At 75.5% G+C, this 25,531-nt stretch carries 24 protein-coding genes; 17 read left to right on the top strand and 7 right to left on the bottom strand.

Going from position 1 to position 25,531, the window contains the following annotated elements:
- Nucleotides 1-9 precede the first annotated feature (9 nt).
- Nucleotides 10-1,137, top strand: coding sequence for a succinyldiaminopimelate transaminase (gene dapC / locus JIG38_RS03710; protein ID WP_199422368.1), 1,128 nt, complete (start codon nt 10-12; stop codon nt 1,135-1,137).
- A gap of 270 nt (nt 1,138-1,407) precedes the next feature.
- Nucleotides 1,408-2,706, top strand: a complete 1,299-nt coding sequence (locus tag JIG38_RS03705; RefSeq protein WP_199422365.1) for a citrate synthase — start codon at nt 1,408-1,410, stop codon at nt 2,704-2,706.
- A gap of 36 nt (nt 2,707-2,742) precedes the next feature.
- Here the strand turns inward: JIG38_RS03705 and JIG38_RS03700 are convergent, their stop codons facing one another.
- Both JIG38_RS03700 and dapD read right to left on the bottom strand, forming a co-directional pair.
- A complete protein-coding gene (locus tag JIG38_RS03700; protein ID WP_233404403.1) occupies nt 2,743-3,735 on the bottom strand; it encodes a hypothetical protein in 993 nt (330 codons plus the stop codon).
- Entirely contained in the window at nt 3,735-4,691 is a 957-nt protein-coding gene (dapD, locus tag JIG38_RS03695; protein WP_199422363.1) for a 2,3,4,5-tetrahydropyridine-2,6-dicarboxylate N-succinyltransferase, read from the bottom strand. Before dapD ends, JIG38_RS03700 begins: the two co-directional genes overlap by 1 nt.
- A gap of 63 nt (nt 4,692-4,754) precedes the next feature.
- Between dapD and dapE the strand changes: the two genes are divergently transcribed.
- The 6 genes from dapE (at nt 4,755) to JIG38_RS03665 (ending at nt 10,952) form a co-directional block, all read left to right on the top strand.
- Nucleotides 4,755-5,849, top strand: a complete 1,095-nt coding sequence (dapE, locus tag JIG38_RS03690; RefSeq protein WP_199422361.1) for a succinyl-diaminopimelate desuccinylase — start codon at nt 4,755-4,757, stop codon at nt 5,847-5,849.
- Nucleotides 5,850-5,859: 10 nt separating this feature from the next.
- Nucleotides 5,860-6,684 (top strand): LOG family protein, encoded by an 825-nt coding sequence (locus JIG38_RS03685; protein WP_199422359.1) that lies wholly within the window; start codon nt 5,860-5,862, stop codon nt 6,682-6,684.
- Nucleotides 6,681-7,652, top strand: a complete 972-nt coding sequence (locus tag JIG38_RS03680; protein WP_307844552.1) for a dihydropteroate synthase — start codon at nt 6,681-6,683, stop codon at nt 7,650-7,652. The genes JIG38_RS03685 and JIG38_RS03680 overlap by 4 nt, the downstream gene beginning before the upstream one ends.
- Nucleotides 7,649-8,902: a hypothetical protein gene (locus JIG38_RS03675; RefSeq protein WP_199422357.1), complete on the top strand. Its 1,254-nt coding sequence runs from the start codon at nt 7,649-7,651 to the stop codon at nt 8,900-8,902. The genes JIG38_RS03680 and JIG38_RS03675 overlap by 4 nt, the downstream gene beginning before the upstream one ends.
- 218 nt (nt 8,903-9,120) lie before the next feature.
- The gene (locus JIG38_RS03670; protein ID WP_199422355.1) at nt 9,121-9,288 is read left to right on the top strand and encodes a DUF3117 domain-containing protein; all 168 of its coding nucleotides are present in this window, start codon (nt 9,121-9,123) and stop codon (nt 9,286-9,288) included.
- A 5-nt stretch (nt 9,289-9,293) separates the two neighbouring features.
- Nucleotides 9,294-10,952 carry a leucyl aminopeptidase family protein gene (locus JIG38_RS03665; RefSeq protein ID WP_307844550.1) on the top strand — a complete coding sequence of 553 codons (1,659 nt, stop codon included), beginning with the start codon at nt 9,294-9,296 and terminating at the stop codon, nt 10,950-10,952.
- A 56-nt stretch (nt 10,953-11,008) separates the two neighbouring features.
- On the opposite strand, the gene JIG38_RS03660 is transcribed toward JIG38_RS03665, so the two are convergent.
- Entirely contained in the window at nt 11,009-11,641 is a 633-nt protein-coding gene (locus tag JIG38_RS03660; RefSeq protein ID WP_199422603.1) for an O-methyltransferase, read from the bottom strand.
- A gap of 256 nt (nt 11,642-11,897) precedes the next feature.
- Between JIG38_RS03660 and sigE the strand changes: the two genes are divergently transcribed.
- From sigE to JIG38_RS03630, 6 genes are read left to right on the top strand one after another with little or no spacing between them, the layout of a single operon-like run.
- A complete protein-coding gene (gene sigE, locus JIG38_RS03655) occupies nt 11,898-12,524 on the top strand; it encodes an RNA polymerase sigma factor SigE (protein WP_233404431.1) in 627 nt (208 codons plus the stop codon).
- The gene (locus tag JIG38_RS03650) at nt 12,521-13,552 is read left to right on the top strand and encodes a zf-HC2 domain-containing protein (RefSeq protein WP_199422353.1); all 1,032 of its coding nucleotides are present in this window, start codon (nt 12,521-12,523) and stop codon (nt 13,550-13,552) included. The genes sigE and JIG38_RS03650 overlap by 4 nt, the downstream gene beginning before the upstream one ends.
- On the top strand, nt 13,549-15,189 hold the full coding sequence (locus JIG38_RS03645; RefSeq protein WP_307844548.1) for a trypsin-like peptidase domain-containing protein: 1,641 nt from the start codon (nt 13,549-13,551) through the stop codon (nt 15,187-15,189). The genes JIG38_RS03650 and JIG38_RS03645 overlap by 4 nt, the downstream gene beginning before the upstream one ends.
- A 45-nt stretch (nt 15,190-15,234) precedes the next feature.
- Entirely contained in the window at nt 15,235-15,660 is a 426-nt protein-coding gene (locus JIG38_RS03640; protein ID WP_199422349.1) for a twin-arginine translocase TatA/TatE family subunit, read from the top strand.
- A 47-nt stretch (nt 15,661-15,707) separates the two neighbouring features.
- A complete protein-coding gene (gene trpS / locus JIG38_RS03635) occupies nt 15,708-16,745 on the top strand; it encodes a tryptophan--tRNA ligase (protein ID WP_199422347.1) in 1,038 nt (345 codons plus the stop codon).
- Complete coding sequence (locus JIG38_RS03630) at nt 16,742-17,293, top strand: 2'-5' RNA ligase family protein (RefSeq protein WP_199422345.1); 552 nt, start codon at nt 16,742-16,744, stop codon at nt 17,291-17,293. Before trpS ends, JIG38_RS03630 begins: the two co-directional genes overlap by 4 nt.
- Before the next feature lie 562 nt (nt 17,294-17,855).
- Here JIG38_RS03630 and JIG38_RS03625 read toward each other — a convergent pair.
- The 4 genes from JIG38_RS03625 to sdhC form a co-directional block, all read right to left on the bottom strand.
- Nucleotides 17,856-18,626, bottom strand: a complete 771-nt coding sequence (locus JIG38_RS03625; protein WP_199422343.1) for a succinate dehydrogenase iron-sulfur subunit — start codon at nt 18,624-18,626, stop codon at nt 17,856-17,858.
- Nucleotides 18,626-20,407, bottom strand: coding sequence for a succinate dehydrogenase flavoprotein subunit (gene sdhA, locus JIG38_RS03620; protein WP_199422341.1), 1,782 nt, complete (start codon nt 20,405-20,407; stop codon nt 18,626-18,628). Before sdhA ends, JIG38_RS03625 begins: the two co-directional genes overlap by 1 nt.
- 73 nt (nt 20,408-20,480) lie before the next feature.
- A complete protein-coding gene (locus JIG38_RS03615; protein ID WP_199422339.1) occupies nt 20,481-20,945 on the bottom strand; it encodes a succinate dehydrogenase hydrophobic membrane anchor subunit in 465 nt (154 codons plus the stop codon).
- Nucleotides 20,945-21,325 (bottom strand): succinate dehydrogenase, cytochrome b556 subunit, encoded by a 381-nt coding sequence (gene sdhC / locus JIG38_RS03610; protein ID WP_199422337.1) that lies wholly within the window; start codon nt 21,323-21,325, stop codon nt 20,945-20,947. The genes JIG38_RS03615 and sdhC overlap by 1 nt, the downstream gene beginning before the upstream one ends.
- Nucleotides 21,326-21,620: 295 nt before the next feature.
- Between sdhC and JIG38_RS03605 the strand changes: the two genes are divergently transcribed.
- The 3 genes from JIG38_RS03605 to JIG38_RS03595 all read left to right on the top strand — a co-directional run bounded on the left by JIG38_RS03605 (nt 21,621) and on the right by JIG38_RS03595 (nt 25,448).
- On the top strand, nt 21,621-22,754 hold the full coding sequence (locus JIG38_RS03605) for a mannose-1-phosphate guanylyltransferase (RefSeq protein WP_199422335.1): 1,134 nt from the start codon (nt 21,621-21,623) through the stop codon (nt 22,752-22,754).
- A 79-nt stretch (nt 22,755-22,833) separates the two neighbouring features.
- Nucleotides 22,834-24,063, top strand: a complete 1,230-nt coding sequence (locus JIG38_RS03600; protein ID WP_199422334.1) for an amidohydrolase — start codon at nt 22,834-22,836, stop codon at nt 24,061-24,063.
- A gap of 266 nt (nt 24,064-24,329) precedes the next feature.
- Nucleotides 24,330-25,448, top strand: coding sequence for a BMP family lipoprotein (locus tag JIG38_RS03595; protein WP_199422332.1), 1,119 nt, complete (start codon nt 24,330-24,332; stop codon nt 25,446-25,448).
- Nucleotides 25,449-25,531 lie beyond the last annotated feature (83 nt).

Below are 25,531 nucleotides of genomic sequence, written 5' to 3'. Positions count from 1 at the left end.
GCGGCCTGAGTGGGCCTGGTCACCGCGGGCCTGCCCGACTTCCCCTGGGACTCCCTCGCGCCCCACGCGGCGGCCGCACGGGCGCACCCGGACGGCATGATCGACCTCTCGGTCGGCACGCCCGTGGACCCGACGCCGCGCGTCGTGCGCGAGGCGCTCGCCGCCGCCGCGGACGCGCCGGGCTACCCCACGGTCCACGGCTCGTCCGCCCTCCGCGAGGCGATCGCGGCCTGGTACGCGCGGCGTCGCGGCGTGCCGGACGTCGACCCGGCCGCCGTCCTGCCGACGGTGGGCTCCAAGGAGCTCGTCGCCTGGCTGCCGTCGATGCTCGGCCTCGGCCCGGGCGACGTCGTCGTGCACCCCGAGGCCGCCTACCCGACGTACGACGTCGGCGCACGCCTCGCGGGCGCGCAGCCGCTCCCTGCGGACGACGTCGCCGCATGGGCCGACCGGGACGACGTGCGCCTCGTCTGGGTGAACTCGCCGGGCAACCCCACGGGCGCGGTCCTCGGGGTCGAGGGCCTGCGCGAGGTCGTCGAGGCGGCGCGCCGGATCGGCGCCGTCGTCGCGAGCGACGAGTGCTACGCGCTGCTCGCCTGGGACGAGCCCTGGGCGCGCGACGGCGTGCCGAGCGTCCTGGACCCCCGCGTCAGCGGTGGGAGCCACGAGGGCCTGCTCGCGGTGCACTCGCTGTCCAAGCAGTCGAACCTCGCGGGCTACCGCGCCGCGTGGGTGGCGGGGGACCCGGCGCTCGTGGCGCCGATGCTCCTGCTGCGGCGTCACGCCGGGATGATGGTGCCCGCGCCCGTCCAGGCGGCGACGCTCGCCGCGATCGCCGACGACGACCACGTGGACGAGCAGCGTGCCCGGTACGGGCGGCGTCGCGAGGTGCTGCGCGCGGGCGTCGAGGCCGCCGGGCTCGAGGTCGACGCGTCTCCCGCGGGCCTGTACCTCTGGGTCCGCGCTCCCGGCCCGGGGCAGGACTGCTGGCGGACGGTCGCCGACCTCGCGGCCCTGGGCATCCTCGTCGCGCCCGGCGCGTTCTACGGGCCCGCCGGCGCGCGCCACGTCCGGATGGCACTCACGGCGTCGGACTCCGCGGTCGCCGAGGCGGCGGCGCGGCTCGCGGGCGCCTGAGTCGCCGAGGACGCAGGTCCCGCTCCGGATCCCGGCCGCTTGACCCGCACCTGGTCTATCGTTGGACTGCTCCTGACGTCGCCACCGCGACCGGAGGGCCCACGGGTGTGATGGGGATCACCCCCCACAAGGGACGTTCTGCCCATCACCGATTCGTTCTGCGCGCGAGTGCGCAGGTACCGTCGTCGTGGCCGACGAGGGCCGTATCGCATGTCTGGACCGCAGCGCAGGGGGCCTTCCCGCTGGCCGACGGCCCGCCGAGGAGGATTCATGACCGAGACCACCACCAGCCCGGTCGAGCTGCGTGTGGGCGGGCGGGCGCTCGAGCTGCCCGTCGTCGACGCGACGATCGGGAATGACGGGATCGTGGTGTCCTCGTTGCTCAAGCAGACCGGTCTCGTGACCGTCGACCCCGGGTTCATGAACACGGCGTCGTGCGAGTCGGAGATCACCTACATCGACGGGGACCAGGGCGTGCTGCTCTACCGCGGGTACCCGATCGAGCAGCTCGCCGAGCGCTCGTCGTTCCTCGAGGTGGCCTACCTGCTCACGCACGGCGAGCTGCCGACGTCGGACCAGCTCTCGGCGTTCGTCGAGCGGGTCGAGCGCCACACGCACCTGCACGACAACTTCAAGGCCCTCATCGGCGCCTTCCCCGAGAACGCGCACCCCATGGCGGTGCTCTCGAGCGCCGTCTCGGCGCTGCCCGGGTACTACCCGGAGAGCGTCGACCCGTTCGACCCCGCGACCGTCGAGCTCGCCACGGTGCAGCTCCTCGCCAAGACGCCGACGATCGCGGCCTACGCGCACCGGCGCGCGCTCGGCCAGGAGATGATCGGCCCCGACCGCGGCCGCGGCTACGTCGCGGACTTCCTGCGCATGGCGTTCCAGCCCAACGGCACCCCGTACGACGTCGACCCGGTCATGGTCCGCGCGCTCGACGTCCTGCTCCTGCTGCACGCCGACCACGAGCAGAACTGCTCGACGTCGACCGTGCGCATCGTCGGCTCGAGCCACGCCAACCTCTACGCCTCGGTGTCGGCGGGCATCAACGCCCTGTCGGGCCCGCTGCACGGCGGCGCCAACGAGGCCGTGCTGCGCATGCTCACCGAGATCCAGGAGGGCGGGGGCGACGCCACCGACTTCATGCGGCGCGTGAAGAACAAGGAGGACGGCGTCCGCCTCATGGGCTTCGGCCACCGGGTCTACAAGAACTACGACCCGCGCGCCGCGATCGTGAAGAAGGCGGCCGACGAGGTCCTCTCGGCGCTCGGCGCGCGCGACGAGATGCTCGACATCGCGATGCGCCTCGAGGAGATCGCGCTGAGCGACGACTACTTCATCGAGCGCAAGCTCTACCCGAACGTCGACTTCTACACGGGCCTGCTCTACAAGGCGATGGGCTTCCCGACGCAGATGTTCACGCCGCTGTTCGCGGTCGGCCGCATGCCCGGGTGGATCGCGCAGTGGCGCGAGATGATGAGCGACCCGCAGACGAAGATCGGCCGCCCGCGCCAGGTGTACACGGGCCCGACGTCGCGGGACTACGCGCCGATCGACCTGCGCTGAGGCTGAGCCCGTGGCGGCCCTGACCCGCCGCGCGGCTCAGGTCGCGAGCTCGATCCGGACGACACCGGGCGCGGTCGGCGCGTCGTCGACCGTCGCCCAGGCGCCCTCGGTGCGCGCCCACGCCGTGTCGCCCGCCTGCACGGCGACCACGTCGTGCGTCTCGGCGACGGACACGGCCCAGTGGGCGACGATCCACGCCATGCGGGCGGCGTCCTCCGCGGTGCCGCCGAGCCCGCTCGCGTCGACCTCGAGCACCGGGCCCGTGGCGGTCACGGGCAGCCCGCCGAAGTCGCGCTCGACGCGCGCGGCGAGGCCGGCCGGGTCGCCCGCGGCGTCGGCCGGGGCCAGCGTGCAGGTCAGCGCGCCCGGGCTGAAGCCGTACATCGCGGACGCCCACGCCCGCGCGCGCGGCTCGTGCTGGGCGTAGGCGTCGGGGAAGCCGGACCGCTGGACGGCCTGCGCGGCCTCGGTGACGGCGAGGTCCTCGTACCCCTCGACCTCGACGAGCGCGTCGTAGAACGCGTTGGTCGCGTAGACCGGGTCGAGCAGCTGCTCGGGCGTGCCCCAGCCCTGGGACGGCCGCTGCTGGAAGATGCCGAGGGAGTCGCGGTCCCCGAAGTCGATGTTGCGCAGCTTGGACTCCTGCAGGCCCGTGGCGATCGCGATGGTCGTCGCCCGCGCGGGCAGCCCGCGCCGGACGCTCGTCGCCGCGAGCAGCGCGGTGGTGTCGGCCTGGTCCGGCTCGAGGAACCACGCCGTGCCCTCGGCGGTCGCGGAGCACCGCTCGACGAGGGGCTCGGCGTCGAGGTGGCGCAGCCACGCGGCCACACCGGTCCCCGCGGCACCCACGCCGACGACGAACGCCGCGACGCCGAGCAGCGTCCGGCCGGCGCGGCGGCCACGGCGTCGCGGCGGTCGCGCCGGGCGCGGGTCGAGCGCGCGCGGCACGGGCTGCCGGGCGGGCCGCGCGGCGCCGGCCTGCGGAGGCTCCGACGGTCCGCGCCGCGGCGCGGCTGGGCGGGCGGGCATCAGTGGGCGTGCAGGTCCGGGTTGAGCGTGATGCCGGTGCCGGTCCGCGGGTGCGCCTCGACCGCCCCGGTGACGGAGTTGCGGCGGAACAGGAGCCCGTCGCGTCCCGCCAGCTCGCGCGCCGCGACGACCGCGCCCGCGTCGGCGCCCGACCCCGCGATCGTCACCTTGGTGCCCGCGGTGAGGTAGAGGCCCGCCTCGACGACGCAGTCGTCCCCGAGCGGGATGCCGAGGCCGGCGTTGGCGCCCAGCAGCGACCGGCGGCCCACGCGGATGCGCTCGCGCCCGCCGCCCGAGAGGGTGCCCATGATCGACGCGCCGCCGCCCACGTCGCTGCCGTCGCCCACGACCACGCCCTGGGAGATGCGGCCCTCGACCATGCAGACCCCGAGGGTGCCCGCGTTGAAGTTGACGAAGCCCTCGTGCATCACGGTCGTGCCCTCGGCGAGGTGCGCACCGAGGCGCACGCGGTCGGCGTCGGCGATGCGGACGCCCGAGGGCAGCACGTAGTCGACCATGCGGGGGAACTTGTCGACGCCGAGCACGACGGGTGCGGTCCCGTGCTCGGCGCGCAGCCGGAGCCGGGTCGCCTCGAAGCCGGCCACCGCGCACGGCCCGCGGTCCGTCCACACGACGTTCGGCAGGACGGTGAAGATGCCGTCGAGGTCGACGCCGTGCGGCGGGACGAGGCGGTGCGAGAGCAGGTGCAGCCGCAGGTAGGCGTCGGCCGTGCTCGTCGGCGCCTCGTCGAGGTCGATCTCCGTCGTGATCACCTGCGTCCGGACGCCGCGCGCGTCGTCCGCGCGCTCCAGGGCGCGCAGGGCGGCGCGGTGCTCCTCGTCCGAGCCGTCCGACGGCGCGCGACCGAGCGCGGGCTGCGGGTACCAGGTGTCGAGGACCGTGCCGTCCGGCGTCAGCGTGGCCAGACCGTGGCCCCAGGCGGTGCGCGTGCTCATGCCCGCCAGCCTAGATGTCGGGCGCGCGGCGTCCTGCCCAGCGAGACGGCCTAGGGTCGCGGCATGACCTCCACCGTGCTGCCGGTCACCGGCGACGTCGTCGAGCTCACGCGCGTCCTGTGCGACCTGCGCTCCGTGAGCGGGACCGAGGGCCCGTTGGCGGACGCCGTCGAGGCGGCCCTGCGCGCGGCGCCGCACCTCGAGGTGCTCCGCGACGGCGACGCCGTCGTGGCGCGGACCCACCTCGCCCGGTCCCAGCGCGTCGTGGTCGCCGGGCACCTCGACACCGTGCCGGTCGCGGGCAACCTGCCGACCGAGCGGCGACGCGAGGCCGACGGGACCGAGGTGCTCTGGGGCCGCGGGACCGTCGACATGAAGGCGGGCGTCGCCGTCCAGCTCGCGCTCGCCGTGGCGCTCGGCGCCCCGACGCGCGACGTCACCTGGGTCTTCTACGACAACGAGGAGGTCGACGCGGACCGCAACGGCCTGGGCCGCCTCGTCCGTGAGCACCCGGACTGGGTCGACGGCGACTTCGCCGTCCTGTGCGAGCCCACGGCCGGGGCGCTCGAGGGCGGCTGCAACGGGACCCTGCGCGCCGAGGTGCGCGTCACGGGGCGCGCGGCCCACTCGGGACGGTCGTGGCTCGGCGTCAACGCGATCCACGGCGCGGCGCCGGTGCTCGCGCGGCTCGCGGCCTACGAGGCGCGCGCGGTCGAGGTCGACGGGCTCGTGTACCGCGAGGGGCTCAACGCCGTGGCGATCCGCGGCGGCATCGCGGGCAACGTCATCCCGGACGAGTGCGTCGTGACCGTCAACTACCGTTTCGCGCCCGCGGCGACGCTCGAGCAGGCGCAGGACCACGTTCGCGACGTCTTCGCGGGCTTCGACGTGGCGTTCACCGACGGCGCGCCGGGGGCCCGGCCCGGTCTCGACCACCCTGCCGCCGCTGCGTTCGCGGCCGCCGTCGCCGGCCTCAGCGGCCGCCCGCCCGCGGCGAAGGAGGGGTGGACGGACGTGGCCAGGTTCTCCGCGCTGGGAGTGCCCGCGGTGAACTTCGGCCCCGGCGACCCCGCGCTCGCGCACGCGGACGACGAGCGCTGCCCGGTCGACCAGATCACCGCCTGTCTCGCCGGGCTGCGGGCCTGGCTGACCTCCTAGAGTCGGTCCCATGAGCAACGACGACGGCGGCCGCGGCTACCGCAAGGGCCCCGTGCTCCTGCGGCGCGGGCAGGTCCCCGAGACGACCAGCGACCAGAACCTCCTCGCCCGGGGCGGCGGCGCCGAGTGGGTCCACGCCGACCCGTGGCGCGTCATGCGCATCCAGAGCGAGTTCGTCGAGGGCTTCGGCGCGCTCGCCGAGGTGGGGCCGGCGGTCAGCGTCTTCGGCTCCGCGCGGACCAAGCCGGACCACCCCGACTACGCGCTCGGCGTCGCCGTCGGGCGCGGGCTCGTCGAGCACGGCTACGCGGTCATCACCGGGGGCGGTCCGGGGATCATGGAGGCCGCGAACCGGGGCGCGGCCGAGGCGGGCGGCCTCTCGGTGGGCCTGGGCATCGAGCTGCCGTTCGAGCAGGGCATGAACCAGTGGGTCGACCTCGGCGTCAACTTCCGCTACTTCTTCGCGCGCAAGACGATGTTCGTCAAGTACGCGCAGGGCTTCGTGGTGCTGCCGGGCGGGTTCGGCACGTTCGACGAGCTCTTCGAGTCCCTCACGCTCGTCCAGACCCACAAGGTCACCGAGTTCCCCATCGTGCTCGTGGGCTCGTTGTACTGGCAGGGCCTGCTCGACTGGCTGCGCGGGCCCGTCCTCGACCACGGCACCATCAGCGAGAAGGACCTCGACCTCGTCCAGCTCGTCGACGACCCCGACGAGGCCGTGCGGATCGTGCACGACCGCGACGCGCAGCGGCGCGCGGAGGAGCAGGCCGTCGCCGCCAACGCGGCCGCCGAGCAGGAGGCCGAGCGCGCGGGCTCGGGGACCTCGCCGGCGTGAGCACCGGCGTGCCGCCGGCGGGCGTCGCGCTGCGCCTGCGCGGCCGCGTGCTGTCCCCGGGTCGTCCGGCGGTCATGGCGGTCGTCAACCGCACGCCCGACTCGTTCTACGCCGCGGCGCGCGCGTCGGACGACGACGCCGCGCTCGCGGCCGTCGAGCGCGCGGTGCGCGAGGGCGCGGACCTCGTCGACATCGGCGGCGTGCGGGCGGGACGCGGGCCCGAGGTGTCGGTCGCGGAGGAGGTCGACCGCGTCGTGCCGCTGGTCGCGCGCGTCCGCGCGGCGTTCGGCGACCTGCCGATCTCGGTGGACACCTGGCGCTCCGAGGTCGCCGTCGCGGCGGCCGAGGCGGGCGCCGACCTCATCAACGACACGTGGGCGGGCTACGACCCCGGCCTCGCCGACGTCGCCGCGCGGTACGGCGCCGGCCTGGTGTGCTCGCACACGGGCGGGCTGCCGCCCCGGACCGACCCGCTGCGTCCGGAGTACCCGCTGCGCGCGGGGGAGGGTGCCGGCGGGGCCCACGGTGACGCAGGTGGCGCAGGTGCCGGCACCGCGCCCGACCCGCGCGACGGCGTCCTGCAGGACGTCCTCGCGACGCTCGCTGCGGCTGCCTCGCGCGCCGTCGAGGCCGGCGTGCACCCCGAGTCCGTGCTCGTCGACCCGACCCACGACTTCGGCAAGACGACGTGGCACTCGCTGCACCTCACGCGCCGCACGGCCGAGCTCGTCGCGCTGGGTCACCCCGTGCTCATGGCGCTGAGCCGCAAGGACTTCGTGGGCGAGTCGCTCGGGCTGCCGGTCGAGGACCGGCTCGAGGGCACGCTCGCCGCGACCGCGGTCGCGGCGTGGCTGGGCGCGAGCGTCTTCCGCGCGCACGACGTCCGGGCGACCCGCCGGGTCGCCGAGATGGTCGCCGTGATCCGCGGCGACCTGCCGCCGGCCCGCGCCGTGCGCGGGCTCGCGTGACCGCTGCGCGGCCCGCGCTCGGGTTCGTGCGCCGGCGCTGGTGGGTCCAGGTGCTGGCGGTGCAGGCCGCGGCGCGCCTCGTCAGCGCCGTCGTGCTCCTCGTCGTCGCCGAGCGGCAGGCCGCGAACCTCTGGACCCCGGCGTCGCCGTCGTACCTCGAGTACACGGGCCTCATGTGGGACGCCTCCTGGTACCGGACGATCGCGGAGGAGGGGTACCCCGCCGAGCTGCCCCTCGGGCCGGACGGCCGCGTGCAGCAGAACGCCTGGGCGTTCTTCCCGCTCTTCCCGGTCCTCGCGCGCGGGATCATGGCGCTCACCGGGGCGCCCTGGGCGACCGTCGCACCCCTGCTCGCGCTCGTGCTCGGGACCGCCGCGCTGCTCGTCGTCCACCGCGTGGTCGCGCTCGGCCTCGAGGCGGCCGTCCGTGCGGGCGCGCCGCCGCCGCCCGCACGGGTCGCCCGCGCGCTGCCGCTCGCGACCGTCGCGGTGCTGGCGACGGGCGCGGCGTCGCCCGTGCTCCAGGTCGCGTACACCGAGTCCCTCGCCCTGCTCCTGCTCGCCGCGGCGCTGTGGTGCCTGCTCGAGCGGCGGTACGCGCTCGCGGTGCCCGTGGTGCTCGCGCTCGGGCTCACGCGCGCGGTCGCCCTGCCGCTCGTCCTGGCGGTCGCCGCCCACGCGTGGCAGCGGCACCGCGAGGCGTCCGTGGCCCCGGCGCCCGCCCTCGCGTGGGCCCCGGGCGAGCGGTGGCGCCTCGGCGCGCTCGCCCTGGTCGCCGCGGCGTCCGGGCTCCTGTGGCCCGCCCTCGTGGGGCTCGCGACCGGGCGCGCGGACGCGTACACGCTGACCCAGGCCGCGTGGCGCGGGCGCGGGGAGGTGGTCCCGCTCGTGCCGTGGCTCGACGTCGCGCGGTGGCTGCTCGGCCCGTGGGGCGTCCCCGCGCTCGCGGCCGTCGCCGTCGGGCTGGGCGCGCTCCTGCTCACCCGCCCGCTCGCGCGGCTCGGGGCGGTGCTGCGCGGCTGGACGGCGGGCTACCTGGGCTACCTGGTCCTCGTGCTCGAGCCCGGCACGAGCCTGGTGAGGTTCGGGCTCCTCGCGTTCCCCGTCGCCGCGGTCGTGGCCCAGCTCTGCCTGCGCAGCCGGTGGCCCCGTGCGACGCTCGCGCTCGTCGTCCTCCTCGGCGTCGCGGGACAGGTCGCGTGGGTGGGGCTGCTCTGGCGCCTCGTGCCGCCGTCCGGGTGGCCGCCGTGAGCGCCGTCCGACGGGTGCCGCCGTGTCCTCGCGGTGAACTAGACTGATCTCGGACATCCGCCACCCAGCCACGCACGGGAGCGCGTCCGCCGGCACACGCACCCTGGGCGCGCGAGCCGCGGCGCGCCACGAGCGAGCAACCGACGGCCGGCCCCGCGAGGGCGCCGACCGACGGACCTGGGCCGGGCGGGACGAGACCGACGAGGAGGAGCCAACCGATGGCTGCGATGAAGCCGAGGACGGGCGACGGACCGCTCGAGGTCACCAAGGAGGGCCGCGGCATCGTCATGCGCGTGCCCCTCGAGGGCGGGGGCCGCCTGGTCGTCGAGCTCAACGCGACCGAGGCGAGCGAGCTGGGCGAGGCGCTGACCGCCGTCGTGAGCTGAGGCCCGTGGCCGGACCAGCACGGCGCACGGTCGTGCGCCGGGACGAGACCGGCCGCCGCAGGGCGGCCGCCCCGCGGCGCGCCCCCGCGTCCTCGTCGCTGCCCGAGCTGCCCGCCGTCTCCGTCGCGCGCGGCACCGTCGCGTCCACGACGCTCCTCGCGGAGCCGGACGTCGACGCGCTCGTGCTGCCCGTCGCGCCCGCGGCCGAGGAGGACGACGGCGTCCAGCCCCGCGCGGGCGTCGCCGACGCCGCCGTGCGCTACGGCATCGACCTGGGCGACCTCGCCGAGCGCGCCGGGCTCACCGGCGCCGCGGGCGAGGCGCACACCGTGCACCTGCCCCGCGCCTCGGGCGCTGCGGCGCTCCCGTGGGCGGGGCTGCCCGCCCGCGTCGTGCTCGTCGGCACGGGCTCGGGCTCGCCCCGCGACCTGCGCCGGGCCGGCGCCGCCGTCGCGCGGTCGACCCGAGGGCTGCGCCGCGTCGTCACGACGCTCGGCGCGGAGGGCGGGGCCGAGGACGCGCGCGCCGTCGTCGAGGGCTACCTGCTCGGCGCGTACCGGCACGCGACGCGTGCCACCGGCACGCCCCCCGAGCCGCCGGCGACCGAGCTCGTGGTGCTCGGACGCCACCCCGAGAGCGCGCTCGCCTCCGCCCGCATCGCGGCCGAGGCGTCGTGGGTCGCCCGCACCCTCACCGTCACGCCGTCGGACACCAAGACCCCGGCCTGGCTCGCCGACCAGGTCACGCGCCTCGCGACCGGACCCGGCCTGTCGGTCGAGGTGCTCGAGGGCGACGCGCTCGCGGAGCGCGGCTTCGGCGGCATCGTCGCCGTCGGCGGCGGGTCGGCCCACCCGCCGCGGCTCGTCACCGTGCGGTACGAGCCCGTGGGGGCCCCCTCGGCCGGTGCGCGCACCCGGCCGGGCGCCGCGGGGCGCCACGTCGTGCTCGTCGGCAAGGGCATCACCTACGACACGGGCGGCATCTCCATCAAGCCGCGCGAGTCGATGGTCGCGATGAAGACCGACATGGCCGGCGCCGCCGTCGCGCTCGCGGCCGTGCTCGGCGCGTCGCGGGCGGGCGTGCGCCACCGCGTCACCGCGCTGCTCCCGCTCGCGGAGAACGCCGTCGGTGCCTCGTCCTACCGCCCGGGCGACGTCGTCACGGTGCACGGCGGGACGACCGTCGAGGTCGTCAACACGGACGCCGAGGGCCGCATGGTCCTGGCCGACGCGCTGAGCCACGCCGACGCCGAGCTGGACCCGGACATCGTCGTGGACGTCGCCACGCTCACGGGCGCCGCGACGCTCGGGCTGGGCCGGCAGCACGGCGCGCTCTACACGCCGGACGACCGGCTCGCGCGCTCGCTCGAGGCGGCCGGGCAGGACACGGGCGAGCTGCTGTGGCGCATGCCGCTCGTCGAGGACTACCGGTGGGTGCTCGAGTCGTCGGTCGCGGACGTGCGGCACGTGCCGTCCGACCCGGGCGTCGGTGGCGGCTCGATCACCGCGGCGCTCTTCCTGCAGCGCTTCGCCGGGGACCGCCGCTGGGCGCACCTCGACATCGCGGGGCCCGCGCGAGCCACGGCCGCAGCCCACGAGGTCCCCGAGGGAGCGACCGGCTTCGGCGCCCGCCTGCTCCTGCGCTGGCTCCTGCAGCTGCGCTGACGCCCTCTCGGGGGCGCGCGGACGAGCAGGATCGCCGGCGCAGCGCCAGCCCAGCGTCAGCGCAGCGAGGCGAGCAGCAGGCCGTCCCCGCTCGGCAGGAGCGCCGGGACGAGCCGGTCGTCGTCGCGGACCAGCCGCGCGGCCTCGCGCAGCGCGGTCGTGACCTCGTCGCGGCGCGCCGGGTCCGGCACGCGGTCCCCGCCCAGCGCGTGCGCGATCGCCAGCACGCCCCCCGGGCGCAGGAGACGCAGCGCCTGCGGGACGTGCTCGCCGAGGTCGAGCGGGTCGGCGTCGGCGAGCACGAGGTCGTACGCGCCGTCGGTGAGGCGGGGGAGGACGTCGGCCGCGCGACCCGTGATCGTGCGCGCGCGCGTCGAGCGGACGCCCGCCTCGGCGAACGCCTCCTTCGCGGCCCGCTGGTGCTCGGCCTCGCTGTCGATGGTCGTGAGGACGCCGTCGGGCGCCATGCCGCGCAGAAGCCAGAGGCCCGAGACGCCGGCCCCCGTGCCGATCTCCACCACGGCCGTCGCGCGCAGCGCGGACGCGAGGAGCTGGAGGACCGCACCCGTGCCGGGCGAGACCGCCCCGCACCCGAGCTGGTCCGCCCGGTCGGTCGCGCGCAGCAGGGTCTCGTCGAGCGCGCGGAAGTCCTCCGCGTGGGCCCAGCTGACGGACTTGTCGGTGGCGATGATGTCCTCCTGGCGGGCGGGTCTCGGGCTCGCTCGATGCTATCGCCGCGGGCGCGGCCCGCCCGGGCGAACCGCCGCGCCGAGGGCGCGGGAACACCGGGGACGCGCCGGTCGTTCGTGCAGGTGCGGGCTGGAACACTGGTCCCGCGGGCACGCGAGTGCCACCGCCGAGAGAGAGGCACCCACGGTGCGACCGGTACTGCGCGGGCGCCGCACGGGCGGCACGACCCCGCCGACGTCCGACGCGCCCGCGCGGCTGCCCGTCGCCGCGGTGGCCGACGAGCCGTACCAGCCGCCGAGCTGGGAGGAGATCGTGGCCACGCACTCGGGCCGCGTCTACCGCCTCGCCTACCGCCTCACCGGCAACCAGCACGACGCCGAGGACCTCACGCAGGAGACGTTCATCCGCGTGTTCCGGTCCCTGTCGAGCTACACGCCGGGGACCTTCGAGGGCTGGCTCCACCGCATCACGACCAACCTGTTCCTCGACGGCGTGCGCCGCAAGAAGCGGATCCGGATGGAGCCGCTCGGCGACGACGCCGCGCACGTGCCAGGCCCCGTCGGGCCGGGCAGCCCCGAGCGCGGGTACGAGCACGCGAACCTGGACCACGACATCCAGCGCGCCCTCGACGCGCTCCCGCCCGAGTTCCGCGCCGCCGTCGTGCTCTGCGACATCGAGGGCCTGTCCTACGAGGAGATCGCGCTGACGCTGGGCATCAAGCTCGGCACCGTGCGCTCCCGGATCCACCGCGCACGGGCACAGCTGCGCGCGTCGCTCGCGCACCGGGCGCCGGTCGAGGCGCACCTCGTCCCGGTGCCCCCGGCCGACGTCGTGCCCGACGGCGTGCTGCGCGAGGCCCTGCCCGTGGAGGCGGGGCGGTGAGCCACCTGGGCTCCCAGATCAGCGCTCTGGTCGACGGGCAGCTCCCGCCCGCGGCCGCCGAGCGCGTGCTCGCGCACGCCGCCGCGTGCCGCGAGTGCGCCGACGAGCTCGCGGCAGCCCGCGCCGCACGGCGTGCGCTCGCGGGCGCGGCGGACGTCCCGGTCGACCCGGGACTCACGGCGCGCCTCGTCGCGCTCGGCGCCCCGCCGTGCGACCCGTCCGCGCGGGGCGTGCCGCGCCGCGACACGCCCCGGCGCCTGCCCGACGGCTCGCTGCCCATGCCGGGCAGCCGACGTGCCGAGCTGCCCGGTCGCGCGACGGGCTGCCTCGGCGGCGACCTCACGCGGTCGCGCACGCCCGCGCGGGTCCTGGCGACGGCGGCGGGCGTCGGCGTCGTGGCCGCGACGCTCGTCGCGCTCGGCGTGCAGCCCGCCGTCGCGCCGTCGACCCACCCGGCGCACGCGCTCACGCTGCTCAGCCGGGCGGGCACGGGCGAGGGGGTGACCGCGACGCCGCGGACGTCGACGCTCGGCTCGTCCGCGTCGCTCGGTGGCACGGCCACCACCGCGCTGACGTGGCGGTCGACCCCCACCGAGACGGTGGGCGAGGGGGAGCCGATCCTCACCTGGCTGGGTGAGGAGGGCTGGTCGGCGCCCGACCACCTCCCCGAGGGCTACGCCGTCACCACCGTGCGCGACGACGTCGACGGGTCGAGCGGGATCGAGGTCGACCTCGCGGGACCGCTCGGCACGATCGTCGTGACCGAGCAGCACGGGCGGCTCGACCCGTCCGCGGTCGCCGGCGCGCCGCTCACGACCGTCGGCGAGCGCAGCGTGCACCTGCTGTCGAGCGCGCCGTGGCACGTCGTGTGGCAGTCGGGCAGCACCGTGGTGAGCGTGGTCGCGGAGACGCGCACGTCGGCGGCCGAGGAGCTCGTGACGGCCTACCCGCACACCCGGTACGACGACCGGGTGGCGGCGCGGCTCGCGCGCGGCTGGGACGTGATCGCGGGAGCATGGGGTCCGTGACCTCCGAGCCCACGACCGACGCACCGCGCGACCCCGACCGCGACGCCCCGGTCAACCCGTTCGCGCCGCCGTCGTCCTACCGCTCGGCCGTGCACGACGCCGGCGCGGCGCGGGACGCCGGGGCGGCCCCGGCGGACGCGCCCCGTGCGTCGTCCGAGCCGGCAGCGGCCGCGGCCGGCCCTCGGCCGACCGGCCCCCGCCCCACGGACGCCCGGTTCGCGCCGCCCGGCGCGGCCCCGACCTCGGCGGCCGCGCCCGCCCCGGGCGCCACGCCCGGCCTCGCGGCGCCCGGCTACGCTCCGGCACGGCAGGCGACCCCGGGGTACGCGCCGTCCGGGCCCGTGGCGTCCGGACCTGTGGCGTCCGGGCCCGTGGCGTCCGGACCTGTGGTGTCCGGACCCTCGACGTCGTCCGGACCCGGCGAGCCCCCCGTCCTGGGCCCCGCGCCTGCGCCCACGTCCGAGGCGCACCCGCCCGACGCCCCTGCCGGTGAGCCTTCGCCGCCGCTCGACAGCTGGGGGCGTCCGCAGCGCGTCCGCCGCCCGCGACGGGCGCTCGGCGTCGTCTGGGTCGTGCCGCTCCTCCTGCTCGCGCTGCTCGCCGGCGCCGCGGGCGGCTACCTGGGCGAGCGCTGGCTCGAGCGCCCGCGCCCCGTCGACGCCGCGCTCCCGCAGGCGACCGGCGAGGACGTGGGGGAGCTCACGGGCGTCGCGGAGGTCGCCGCGCAGGTCCTGCCGAGCGTCGTCGCGATCGAGGTCCGCGCGGCCGACGGCGAGGGCACGGGCTCGGGATTCGTCCTGCGCGAGGACGGCTACATCCTCACCAACAACCACGTCGTGGCGGCCGGGGCCGACGGCGGCGGCGAGATCGTCGTGGTGTTCGCCGACGGCGGCGAGGAGCCCGCCGAGATCGTGGGCCGGACGACCGCGTACGACCTCGCCGTGATCAAGGTCGAGCGCACGGGCCTCACGCCCCTCGTGCTCGGCGACTCGGACGCGGTCGTCGTGGGCGACCCCGTGGTCGCGATCGGCGCCCCCCTCGGGCTCCAGGGCACGGTCACGACCGGCATCGTCAGCGCGCTCAACCGGCCCGTCTCGGCGGGCAGCGGGCAGCAGACGGCGTTCATCAACGCGATCCAGACGGACGCGGCGATCAACCCGGGCAACTCCGGCGGCCCCCTCGTGGACGCGACCGGCCAGGTCATCGGGATCAACTCGGCGATCGCCCAGCGGCCGGGCGCGACGCAGGCCGCGGGCAGCATCGGCCTCGGCTTCGCGATCGGCTCCAACCAGGCGCGCCGCACCGCCGAGCAGCTCATCGAGACGGGTGTCGCGACGTACCCCGTGGTCGGCGTGCTCCTCGACCAGCGCTACCAGGGCGAGGGCGTCCAGGTCTCGACCGAGGCGCAGAACGGGGTCGCGCCCGTCACCGCGGACGGCCCCGCGGACCGCGCGGGGATCGAGCCGGGCGACGTCATCGTCGCGATCGACGGCCGTCCCGTCACCGAGGACGAGGAGCTCATCGTCGCGATCCGCGCCAAGGCGCCCGGGGACTCGGTGACGCTCACGGTGCGCACGGGCGACGAGGAGCGCGACGTGCGCGTCGTGCTCGACGAGACGCAGAGCGCGGCGCCGTGACCCGCGGCGGCGGGGGCGTCGTCGGCGCGCGGCTAGTCTGACCGCGTGCTCGGCATCAACGGGGGCGAGTTCCTCGTCCTCATCGTCGTGGCCCTCCTCGTCGTGGGTCCCGAACGCCTGCCCGGCTACGCCGAGCAGCTCGCGTCCTGGGTCCGGACGCTCCGCCGCTTCCTCGGGACGGCGCGCGAGCGTGTCGCGGAGGAGCTCGGCGAGGACGCGGCCGACGTCGACTGGGCGTCGCTGGACCCCCGGCGCTACGACCCCCGGCGCATCGTCCGCGACGCGCTGCTCGAGGACGTCGCGCCGCCCCCGCCCGTGACGGGGCGGCGGTACACGTCGGGACGCGGCGGGACGGCGGCAGCCGCCGGCGCGGCGCGGTCGGCCGACGCGCGACGGACCGACGCGCGGGCCGAGGACGGCCCGGGCGGGGGCGCCGCCGGCCCGGCGCCCTTCGACGACGAGGCCACCTGACGCGGGCAGGTCCGACCCACCCGCCCGGACCTGCCAGAATGCTCGTCATGGCCAGCGCACCCACCGCAGCGTCGCGCCCCCGGATCCTGTCCGGGATGCAGCCGACGTCCGACTCCCTGCACCTCGGCAACTACCTCGGCGCGCTGACGAGCTGGGTGGCGCTCCAGGACGACTACGACGCGCTGTACACGGTCGTCGACCTCCACGCGCTCACGGTCGCCCCGGACCCGTCGCTGCTGCGCGAGCGCACGCGCCGCACCGCTGCCCAGTACCTCGCGGCGGGCGTCGACCCGGCCCGCTCCGTGCTGTTCGTCCAGTCGCACGTGCCCGAGCACACCGAGCTCGCGTGGATCCTGTCGTGCCACACGGGCTTCGGCGAGGCCTCGCGCATGACGCAGTTCAAGGACAAGTCCGCCAAGCAGGGCGCCGAGGGGACGACCGTCGGGCTGTTCACCTACCCGGTGCTCATGGCGGCCGACATCCTGCTGTACGACGCCGCGCTCGTCCCCGTGGGCGAGGACCAGCGCCAGCACCTCGAGATCACGCGCGACCTCGCGCAGCGGGTCAACAGCCGGTTCGGTCCGACCTTCGTGGTGCCCGACGCGCACATCGTCAAGGCCACCGCGAAGATCTACGACCTCCAGGACCCGACGTCGAAGATGAGCAAGTCGTCGTCGACGCCGGCCGGGCTCATCGAGCTCCTCGACGACCCGAAGGTCGTGGCCAAGCGCATCCGCTCGGCCGTGACGGACACCGAGCGGGAGATCCGGTACGACGTCGAGGCCAAGCCCGGCATCGCCAACCTCCTGACCATCTACGCGGCGCTCACGGGCCGCACGATCGACGCGATCGTCGCCGAGTACGACGGCAAGGGCTACGGCGACCTCAAGAAGGACCTCGCCGACGTCGTCGTCGACTTCCTCACGCCGTTCCAGGAGCGCGTGCACGCCTACCTCGACGAGCCCGACAAGCTCGACGACGTGCTCGCCGAGGGCGCCGAGCGGGCCTCGGCGATCGCGCGCGGCACGATGGACCGGGTGCGCGACCGGATCGGCCTGCTGCCGGCCCGGGGGCAGCGGGCGTGAGGCTCCCGGAGCGCGTGGGCGACCAGGTGCGGATCGGGGTCGCCCTGCAGGTCCCCGAGCCGTACGGCCCGCTGCTCCAGCGCGCACGCGCCGGGTTCGGCGACCCGCTCGCGCACGACATCCCGCCGCACGTCACGCTGCTGGGGCCGACGGTCGTCGAGCCCGACCAGCTCGAGGTCGTGGGGGACCACCTCACCGCCGTCGGCAAGGAGCACGCGCCGTTCACGGTGCTGCTGCGCGGCACGGGCACGTTCCGGCCGGTGTCGGCGGTCGTGTTCGTGCAGGTGGTCAAGGGCATCGCGGAGTGCGAGCAGCTCGAGCGCGCCGTCCGCTCGGGACCCCTCGAGCAGGAGCTGCGGTTCAACTACCACCCGCACGTCACGGTCGCGCACGACGTCCCCGAGGACGCCCTGGACCGCGCCTTCGACGAGCTGGCTGGTTTCGAGGCCGAGTTCGAGGTCGACAGCCTCCAGGTCTTCGAGCACGGCGACGACGGCGTCTGGCGCGCGGTCCGCGACTTCCCCCTCACGGCCACCCCCCACCTCTAGCCCCACCCGCGCCACCCCAGCCACCCGCGGAGCCCGGCGCCCACCGCGGAGCCCGGTGCCGTCCGCGGAGCCCCGTGCCGACCGCGGAGCCGCGTGCCGTCCGCGGAGCCCGGTGCCGACCGCGGAGCCCGGTGCCGACCGCGGAGCCTGGTGCCCGTCCGCGGAGCCCCGTGACAGCTGTGCGGAGCCTGGTGCCGTGACACGCCGGCGTGTCGTGGCACTTCGCTCGCGGGCGCCCGCGACGGCACCGGCGGTCGCTCGTGGACCCACTGTCGCCACCGTCGCCGGCGACAGCCGCGGGTGGTCGGACCCCACCGGCAGCTCGCGACAGCGGAGCACCGTGTCACGACGCGCCGGCGTGTCCTGGCACCGTGCTCCGCGCTGGGCGCACGGGGCTCCGCGGTCGGGCACGGGGCTCCGCGGTCGGGCACGGGGCTCCGCGGTCGGGCACGGGCTCCGCGGGGGGCACCCGGCTTCGTGGCGGGACGCGTGTGCTGGCCCCCGAGGCGGACAGGGATGAGGGCGGCACGCCCGGCGTGCCGCCCTCCTCCCACGTGGACTGCTAGAAGGCGCGGGTGATCATCGCGCGCTTGACCTCCTGGATGGCCTTCGTGACCTCGATGCCGCGCGGGCACGCCTCGGTGCAGTTGAAGACCGTGCGGCAGCGCCACACGCCCTCCTTGTCGTTGAGGATCTCGAGGCGCTGGGAACCGCCCTCGTCGCGGCTGTCGAAGATGAAGCGGTGCGCGTTGACGATGGCCGCCGGGCCGAAGTACTGGCCGTCGGTCCAGAACACCGGGCACGACGACGTGCACGCCGCGCACAGGATGCACTTGGTCGTGTCGTCGTAGCGCTCGCGCTGCTCGGGCGACTGCCGGCGCTCGCCGGACGGCTGGTTGCCGCCCGTGATGAGGAACGGCATGACCTCGCGGTAGGACGCGAAGAACGGCTCCATGTCGACGACGAGGTCCTTCTCGACGGGCAGGCCCTTGATGGGCTCGACCGTGATCGGCTTCTTGATGTCGAGGTCCTTGAGGAGCGTCTTGCACGCGAGCCGGTTGCGGCCGTTGATCCGCATCGCGTCGGACCCGCAGATGCCGTGCGCGCACGAGCGCCGGAAGGTCAGCGACCCGTCCGTCTCCCACTTGATCTTGTGCATCGCGTCGAGCACGCGGTCGGTGCCGTGCGCCGTGACCGTGAACTCCTCCCAGTACGCCTCGGGGTCCGGGGCGTCCGGGTTGAAGCGGCGGATGCGCAGCGTGACGTCGAAGCTCGGCACGGCCCCGACCTCGGGCTCGGGCGCCTGCGTCGCGCGGGTGTCGAGTGCGGTCATCAGTACTTGCGCTCCATCGGCTGGTAGCGGGTCACGGTCACGGGCTTGGTGTCGAGGCGGATCTCGGTCTCGCCGGCGACGCCCGTCGGCCGCGCGTAGGCCATCGTGTGCTGCATGAACCTGGCGTCGTCGCGGGTCGGGAAGTCCTCCCGGAAGTGGCCGCCGCGTGACTCCTCGCGCGCGAGCGCGCCGACGACGACGACCTCGGCCAGGTCGAGCAGGAAGCCCAGCTCGATCGCCTCGAGCAGGTCGGTGTTGTAGCGCCGGCCCTTGTCCTGCACGCCGACGGCGAGGTAGCGCTTCTTGAGCGCGCGCACGTCGGCCAGGGCCTGCGTGAGCGAGTCGGCGGTGCGGAACACCTGGGCGTTCGCGTCCATCGTCTCCTGCAGCGCCCGCCGGACGTCGGCCACGCGCTCGCCCGCCGCGGCGTCGCGCATGCGCTCGATCTCGGTGACCACGGCCGACGTCGGCTCCTCGGGCAGCTCCACCCACGACGCCGTCTGCGCGTACGCCGCGGCGGCGATGCCCGCGCGCTTGCCGAAGACGTTGATGTCGAGGAGCGAGTTGGTGCCGAGGCGGTTCGACCCGTGCACCGAGACGCACGCGACCTCGCCGGCCGCGAAGAGGCCCCGCACCACGTCCGTGTTGTTGCGCAGCACCTCGGCGTCGATCGTCGTCGGCACGCCGCCCATCGCGTAGTGCGCGGTCGGGTACACGGGGACGGGCTCGGTGTACGGCTCGATGCCGAGGTACGTCCGGGCGAACTCCGTGATGTCCGGCAGCTTGGCGTCGATGTGCGCGGGCTCGAGATGCGTGAGGTCGAGCAGGACGTAGTCCTTGTTCGGCCCGGCGCCGCGGCCCTCGCGGACCTCGTTCGCCATGGACCGCGCGACGATGTCACGCGGCGCGAGGTCCTTGATCGTCGGCGCGTAGCGCTCCATGAAGCGCTCGCCCTCGCTGTTGCGCAGGATCGCGCCCTCGCCGCGAGCCGCCTCCGACAGGAGGATCCCCAGGCCGGCGAGGCCCGTCGGGTGGAACTGGAAGAACTCCATGTCCTCGAGCGGGAGGCCGCGCCGCAGCGCGAGCGCCATGCCGTCGCCCGTGAGGGTGTGGGCGTTCGACGTCGTCTTGAAGATCTTGCCCGCGCCGCCCGTCGCGAACACCACGGACTTGGCCCGGAAGACGTGGATCTCGCCGGTCGCGAGCTCGTACGCGACGACGCCGCTCACCGCGACCTCCTCGCCGTCGGGCACGTCGCCCGTCGTGAGGTCGTGCGTGAGGAGCACGTCGAGCACGTAGAACTCGTTGAAGAACTCGACGTCCTGCTTGACGCACTGCTGGTAGAGCGTCTGCAGGATCATGTGCCCGGTGCGGTCCGCCGCGTAGCAGGACCGGCGGACGGCCGCCTCGCCGTGGTTGCGCGTGTGGCCGCCGAAGCGCCGCTGGTCGATCTTGCCCTCGGGCGTGCGGTTGAACGGCAGGCCCATGCGCTCGAGGTCGAGCACCGCGTCGATGGCCTCCTTCGCCATGACCTCGGCCGCGTCCTGGTCGACGAGGTAGTCACCGCCCTTGACGGTGTCGAACGTGTGCCACTCCCAGTTGTCGTCCTCGACGTTGGCGAGCGCCGCGCACATCCCGCCCTGCGCCGCGCCGGTGTGCGAGCGCGTCGGGTAGAGCTTGGTGAGCACCGCGGTACGGGCCCGGGTCGAGGACTCCAGCGCAGCCCGCATGCCCGCGCCGCCGGCGCCGACGATGACGACGTCGTACTGGTGGGTCTGCATCAGGTGAGGGGTCCTTGTCTTCCGGCAGGTCGGTGGGGTGCGAGGGGTGTCGCGGCCGCGACGGCCGCGGCGGTCAGGCGGTGCAGAAGGACGGCAGCAGGTCGGCCGGCGCGCCCGCGGGGCACGGGTCGAACGTGAAGATCACGAGCGTGCCGAGCACGACGACGACCACGAAGGCCAGGTAGAGCGCGCTCTTGAGCACGATCCGGGTCCCGGTGCGCTCGGCGTAGTCGTTGATGATCGTGCGAACGCCGTTGGTGCCGTGGATCATCGCGAGCCAGAGCATGAGCAGGTCCCAGACCTGCCACAGCGGCGAGGCCCACTTGCCGGCGACGAACCCGAAGTCGATGGCGTTGATGCCGTCGCCGTCGACGAGGTTCATGAACAGGTGCCCGAAGATGAGCACGAGCAGCAGGACGCCGGACGCGCGCATGAACACCCAGCCGTACAGCTCGTAGTTGGTGCGCGACGTGCGGCGGCCGGACCGGGGGCTGCGGGGCGCCGCGACGGTCGGCGCGGCCGTGGTGAGCTGGGCCATCAGTGGCCTCCGAAGACGTTCATGAGGTGGCGCGGGAGGAAGCCCGCCATCGTGACGACGAACAGGCCGATGACGACCCAGAGCATGACGCGCTGGTACCGCGGGCCCCTCGACCAGAAGTCCACGAGCATGACGCGGACGCCGTTGAAGGCGTGGAAGACGATGGCGGCCACGAGGCCGGCCTCGCCGAGCCCCATGACGGGGTTCTTGTACGTGCCGATGACCGCGTTGTACGCCTCGGGGGAGACCCGGACGAGGGACGTGTCGAGCACGTGGACCAGGAGGAAGAAGAAGATGAGGAACCCGGTCACGCGGTGCGCGACCCAGGACCACATCCCCTCGCGGCCGCGGTAGAGCGTGCCAGCCGGTGCATCGGGCACTGAGGGTTCCTCCCGGGCAGTTCGAGGTGACGTCGTCGTCCGGCCCAGGCCGTCCCGGCGGTGCGCCGGCACGACCCGTGACCCGGAGTCACTGTACGTCCCGACTGTAGCCACCGCCGGTGCGCGCACCGCCGCGCGCCAGGGCCAGGAGTCCTGCTCACGGCCCTGCGGGGCCCCCTCGGGGCGCGTTTGTGACCAACACCACAGGCGCCCTCGGCGCCGTGGACAGGCGTCCCGCGGGCCGGACGCCGGAGCCCGGCCCGCGGATCCCGCGCGCCTGGCAGGATCGGCAGCCATGACGACGTCCCCCGCTCCCGTCCCCGGCTTCCGCGCCGTCGTCCCGGCCGGCGGCGCCGGGACGCGGCTGTGGCCGCTCTCGCGGGCCGGCGCCCCGAAGTTCCTGCACGACCTCACGGGGACGGGCCGCACGCTCCTGCAGGCGACGGTCGACCGCCTCCTCCCGCTCACGGGCCCGGACGGCGTCGTCGTCGTCACGGGACGGGCGCACGAGGCGGCCGTGCGCGGGCAGGTCCCCGAGCTCGGCGCGCACGCCGTGCTCGCGGAGCCGTCGCCGCGCGACTCGATGGCGGCGATCGGGCTCGCCGCCGCGGTGCTCGCGCGGCGCGAGGGCGAGGACGTCGTGCTGGGCTCCTTCGCGGCCGACCACGTCATCGACGCCGGGCCGGGCTTCGCGACGGCGGTCCGCGAGGCCGTCGCCGCGGCGCACGAGGGCTACGTCGTCACGGTGGGCATCCCGGCGAGCGGCCCCTCGACGGCGTTCGGCTACGTCCACCAGGGCGAGCCGCTCGGCCTCGCCGACGCCCCGAGCGCCCGGCACGTCGTCGGCTTCACGGAGAAGCCGGACGCCGCGACCGCTGCGGAGTACCTCGCGACGGGGGAGTACCGGTGGAACGCGGGCATGTTCGTCGTGCGCGCGGGCGTGCTGCTCGGTCACCTCGAGCGCCTGCACCCCCAGCTCCACGCCGGCCTGCGCGAGATCGCCGCGGCATGGGGTACCGGCGCGCAGGACGACGTCGTCGCCCGCGTGTGGCCCGGCCTGACGAAGATCGCGATCGACCACGCGATCGCCGAGCCCGTGGCCGCGGCCGGCGGGGTCGCCGTCGTCGACGGCGCCTTCGGCTGGGACGACGTCGGCGACTTCGCGTCGCTCGGCGACCTGCTACCGGTCCGGGACGGCGCGGGGGACGGCGTGCGCGTGCTCGGGGACGCCGACGCCGCCCTCGTCGTCGACGCACGGGACGCCCTCGTGGTGCCGGGCACGGGCCGGCTCGTCGCGGTGCTGGGCCTGGACGACGTCGTCGTCGTGGACACGCCCGACGCCGTCCTCGTCACCACGCGCGAGCACGCGCAACGGCTCAAGGCCGTCGTCGACGCCGTGCGCGAGCGCGGCCGGACCGACCTGCTCTGACCGCCGGACGCCGCGCACCCCGGGTGCCGCTCCACGGACGCCCGCGGGCGCGGCGCGGCCGACGAACTAGGCTCGTCGGGTGCTGGAAGCTGCCCGAACCGTCTCCGTCGACCGTCTCAACGCCCGCGTGGACGGCCTGCTGGACGAGCTCGTCGCGTTCCGTCGCGACCTCCACGCGCACCCCGAGGTCGCGCACACCGAGCGCCGGACGACCGAGCGCGTGGCCGCGCGGCTGCGTGCGGCCGGGCTCGAGCCGCGCCTGCTCCCCGGGACCGGTCTCGTGTGCGACCTGGGGCCGAGCCCCGTCGCCGCGGGTCGGCGTCGGATCGCCCTGCGCGCCGACCTCGACGCGCTCCCCGTCGCGGACCACTGCCCGCACCCGTGGCGCTCGACCGTGCCCGGGGTCGCGCACGCGTGCGGCCACGACGTCCACACGGCCGTCGTGCTCGGCGCGGGCCTCGTGCTCGCCGAGCTGGCCGACGCCGGCCGCCTGGCCACGGGCGTCCGCCTCCTCTTCCAGCCCGCCGAGGAGGTCCAGCCGGGCGGAGCGCTCGCGGCGGTCGAGGCGGGCGCCATGGACGGCGTCGCGCAGATCTTCGCGGTGCACTGCGACCCGAAGCTCGACGTCGGCCGGGTCGGCACGCGCATCGGCCCGATCACGTCCGCCTCCGACCCCGTGACGGTGACGCTCACGGGCTCGGGCGGGCACACGTCGCGACCGCACCTCACGGCCGACGTCGTCTTCGCCCTCGGGCAGGTCATCACGCAGGTGCCGAGCGTGCTGGGCCGGCGGCTCGACCCGCGCTCGGGCGTCAACCTCACGTGGGGCCAGGTGCACGCGGGCAGCGCGAGCAACGCCATCCCGGCGACGGGCACCGTGCGGGGCACGCTGCGCTGCCTCGACGCCCGGGCGTGGGAGGAGGCCGCGTCGGTCCTGCGCGAGGCGGTCGAGCACGCCGTGGCGCCGTACCGCGTCGAGGTCGACGTGCAGCACCATCGCGGCGTCCCCCCGGTCGAGAACGAGGCCGCGAGCACGCGCCTGCTCGACGCCGCCGCGCGCGACGTCCTCGGCAAGGACTCCGTCGAGCTCACCGAGCAGTCGCTCGGCGGCGAGGACTTCGCGTGGCTGCTCACGCGGGCGCCGGGCGCGATGGCCCGGCTCGGCACGCGCACCCCGGGCGGCCGCACGTACGACATCCACCAGGGCGACTTCGACGTCGACGAGCGCGCGATCGGCGTCGGCGCGCGCCTCCTCGCCCGCGTCGCCGTGCTCGCAGGGACGCCCACGGGGGACCTGCCGACGGCCTGAGCCCGCCGGACGACGTCCGGGGCGAACCGTGCGAATGCCCCGCGGGCACCCGAACGGCCCTGCCGAACATTCCGGTTGGGTAACAACCCCCCGGGTGATACCGGCCGGTAACACTGGCGTCGCACGGGCGCGGTTAGGGTGCGTGGTGCCAGCCGGTCAGGTGCCGGCGGTGAGGACGCAGTGACGGAGCGCGCCCGCAGGGCGCCCGCGGCACCCCGCGGGCCCCTCGGCAGGCAGGCCCCCGGCAGACACAACGGGAGTACGACGTGACAAGAGTGACGCGAGCAGCGGTCCTGGCGACCGCGACGGCCCTCGCCCTGGCGGCCTGCGCTGCGGCCCCGGAGGAGGAGCCCGAGGCCTCGGCCGGCGAGGACACCTCGACCGAGGAGACCGTCGACTACACCGCCTGCATGGTCTCGGACGAGGGCGGCTTCGACGACGCCTCGTTCAACCAGTCCGGCTTCGAGGGCCTGCAGCGCGCGGGCGACGAGCTCGGCATCGAGACGCGCACCGCCGAGTCGGCCGACCCGGGCCAGTACGCGGGCAACGTGGACTCGATGGTCCAGGAGGGCTGCAACCTCATCATCGGCGTCGGCTTCGCGCTCGAGGACGCCATCCAGGAGGCCGCCGAGGCCAACCCGGACATCAGCTTCGCGCTGGTGGACAGCGCGTTCTCCGACGCGGACTTCAACCCCGTCACGCTCGACAACGCCAAGCCGCTGCTCTTCAACACGCACGAGGCCGCGTACCTCGCCGGCTACCTCGCCGCGGGCACGTCCAAGACCGGCACCGTCGCGACCTACGGCGGCATGCCCTTCCCGTCGGTCACGATCTTCATGGACGGCTTCAGCGACGGCATCGCGAAGTACAACGAGGACAACGGCACGGCCGTCCAGCTCCTCGGCTGGGACAAGGCGTCCCAGAACGGCTCGATGATCGGCAACTTCTCCGACACCGAGGCCGGCCGCGCGACGACCGAGCAGTTCATCGCGTCGGGTGCCGACGTCATCCTCCCGGTCGCCGGCCCCGTCGGTGCGGGCTCGCTCAACGCGGCCTCGCAGGCCGAGGGCGTCTCGGTCATCTGGGTCGACTCGGACGGCTACCTGCAGTCCTCGAACGCGGACAACAAGCAGCTCATCCTCACCTCGGTGATCAAGCAGATCGGCACCGCGGTGTTCGACACGATCTCGGCCGCGGCCGAGGGCGGCTTCACGTCCGACCCGTACGTCGGCACGCTGGAGAACGGCGGCGTGGACATCGCGCCGCTGCACGACTTCGAGGCGACGGTCCCGGCGGAGCTCGTCGACGCCGTCGACGCCCTGCGCGAGCAGATCATCGCGGGCGAGCTCGTCGTCGAGTCGCCGTCGGCCACCCCGACGGAGTGATCGACCGCTGACCGCACAGGCTGTGGCCCGGGGCGCACGTCGCCCCGGGCCACGGTCGTGGGTGGGCACGGTCGCGGGCGGGT

The organism is Actinotalea solisilvae (genome assembly GCF_016464425.1).
Taxonomy (GTDB): domain Bacteria; phylum Actinomycetota; class Actinomycetes; order Actinomycetales; family Cellulomonadaceae; genus Actinotalea; species Actinotalea solisilvae.
This window is presented reverse-complemented; position numbering and strand designations above follow the sequence as displayed.

Coding starts and splice junctions, on each gene's coding strand:
- JIG38_RS03705 (WP_199422365.1), top strand. CDS start 1,408: ATGACCGAGACCACCACCAGCCCGGTCGAGCTGCGTGTGGGCGGGCGG.
- JIG38_RS03700 (WP_233404403.1), bottom strand. CDS start 3,735: ATGCCCGCCCGCCCAGCCGCGCCGCGGCGCGGACCGTCGGAGCCTCCG.
- dapD (WP_199422363.1), bottom strand. CDS start 4,691: ATGAGCACGCGCACCGCCTGGGGCCACGGTCTGGCCACGCTGACGCCG.
- dapE (WP_199422361.1), top strand. CDS start 4,755: ATGACCTCCACCGTGCTGCCGGTCACCGGCGACGTCGTCGAGCTCACG.
- JIG38_RS03685 (WP_199422359.1), top strand. CDS start 5,860: ATGAGCAACGACGACGGCGGCCGCGGCTACCGCAAGGGCCCCGTGCTC.
- JIG38_RS03670 (WP_199422355.1), top strand. CDS start 9,121: ATGGCTGCGATGAAGCCGAGGACGGGCGACGGACCGCTCGAGGTCACC.
- trpS (WP_199422347.1), top strand. CDS start 15,708: ATGGCCAGCGCACCCACCGCAGCGTCGCGCCCCCGGATCCTGTCCGGG.
- JIG38_RS03625 (WP_199422343.1), bottom strand. CDS start 18,626: ATGACCGCACTCGACACCCGCGCGACGCAGGCGCCCGAGCCCGAGGTC.
- sdhA (WP_199422341.1), bottom strand. CDS start 20,407: ATGCAGACCCACCAGTACGACGTCGTCATCGTCGGCGCCGGCGGCGCG.
- JIG38_RS03615 (WP_199422339.1), bottom strand. CDS start 20,945: ATGGCCCAGCTCACCACGGCCGCGCCGACCGTCGCGGCGCCCCGCAGC.
- JIG38_RS03605 (WP_199422335.1), top strand. CDS start 21,621: ATGACGACGTCCCCCGCTCCCGTCCCCGGCTTCCGCGCCGTCGTCCCG.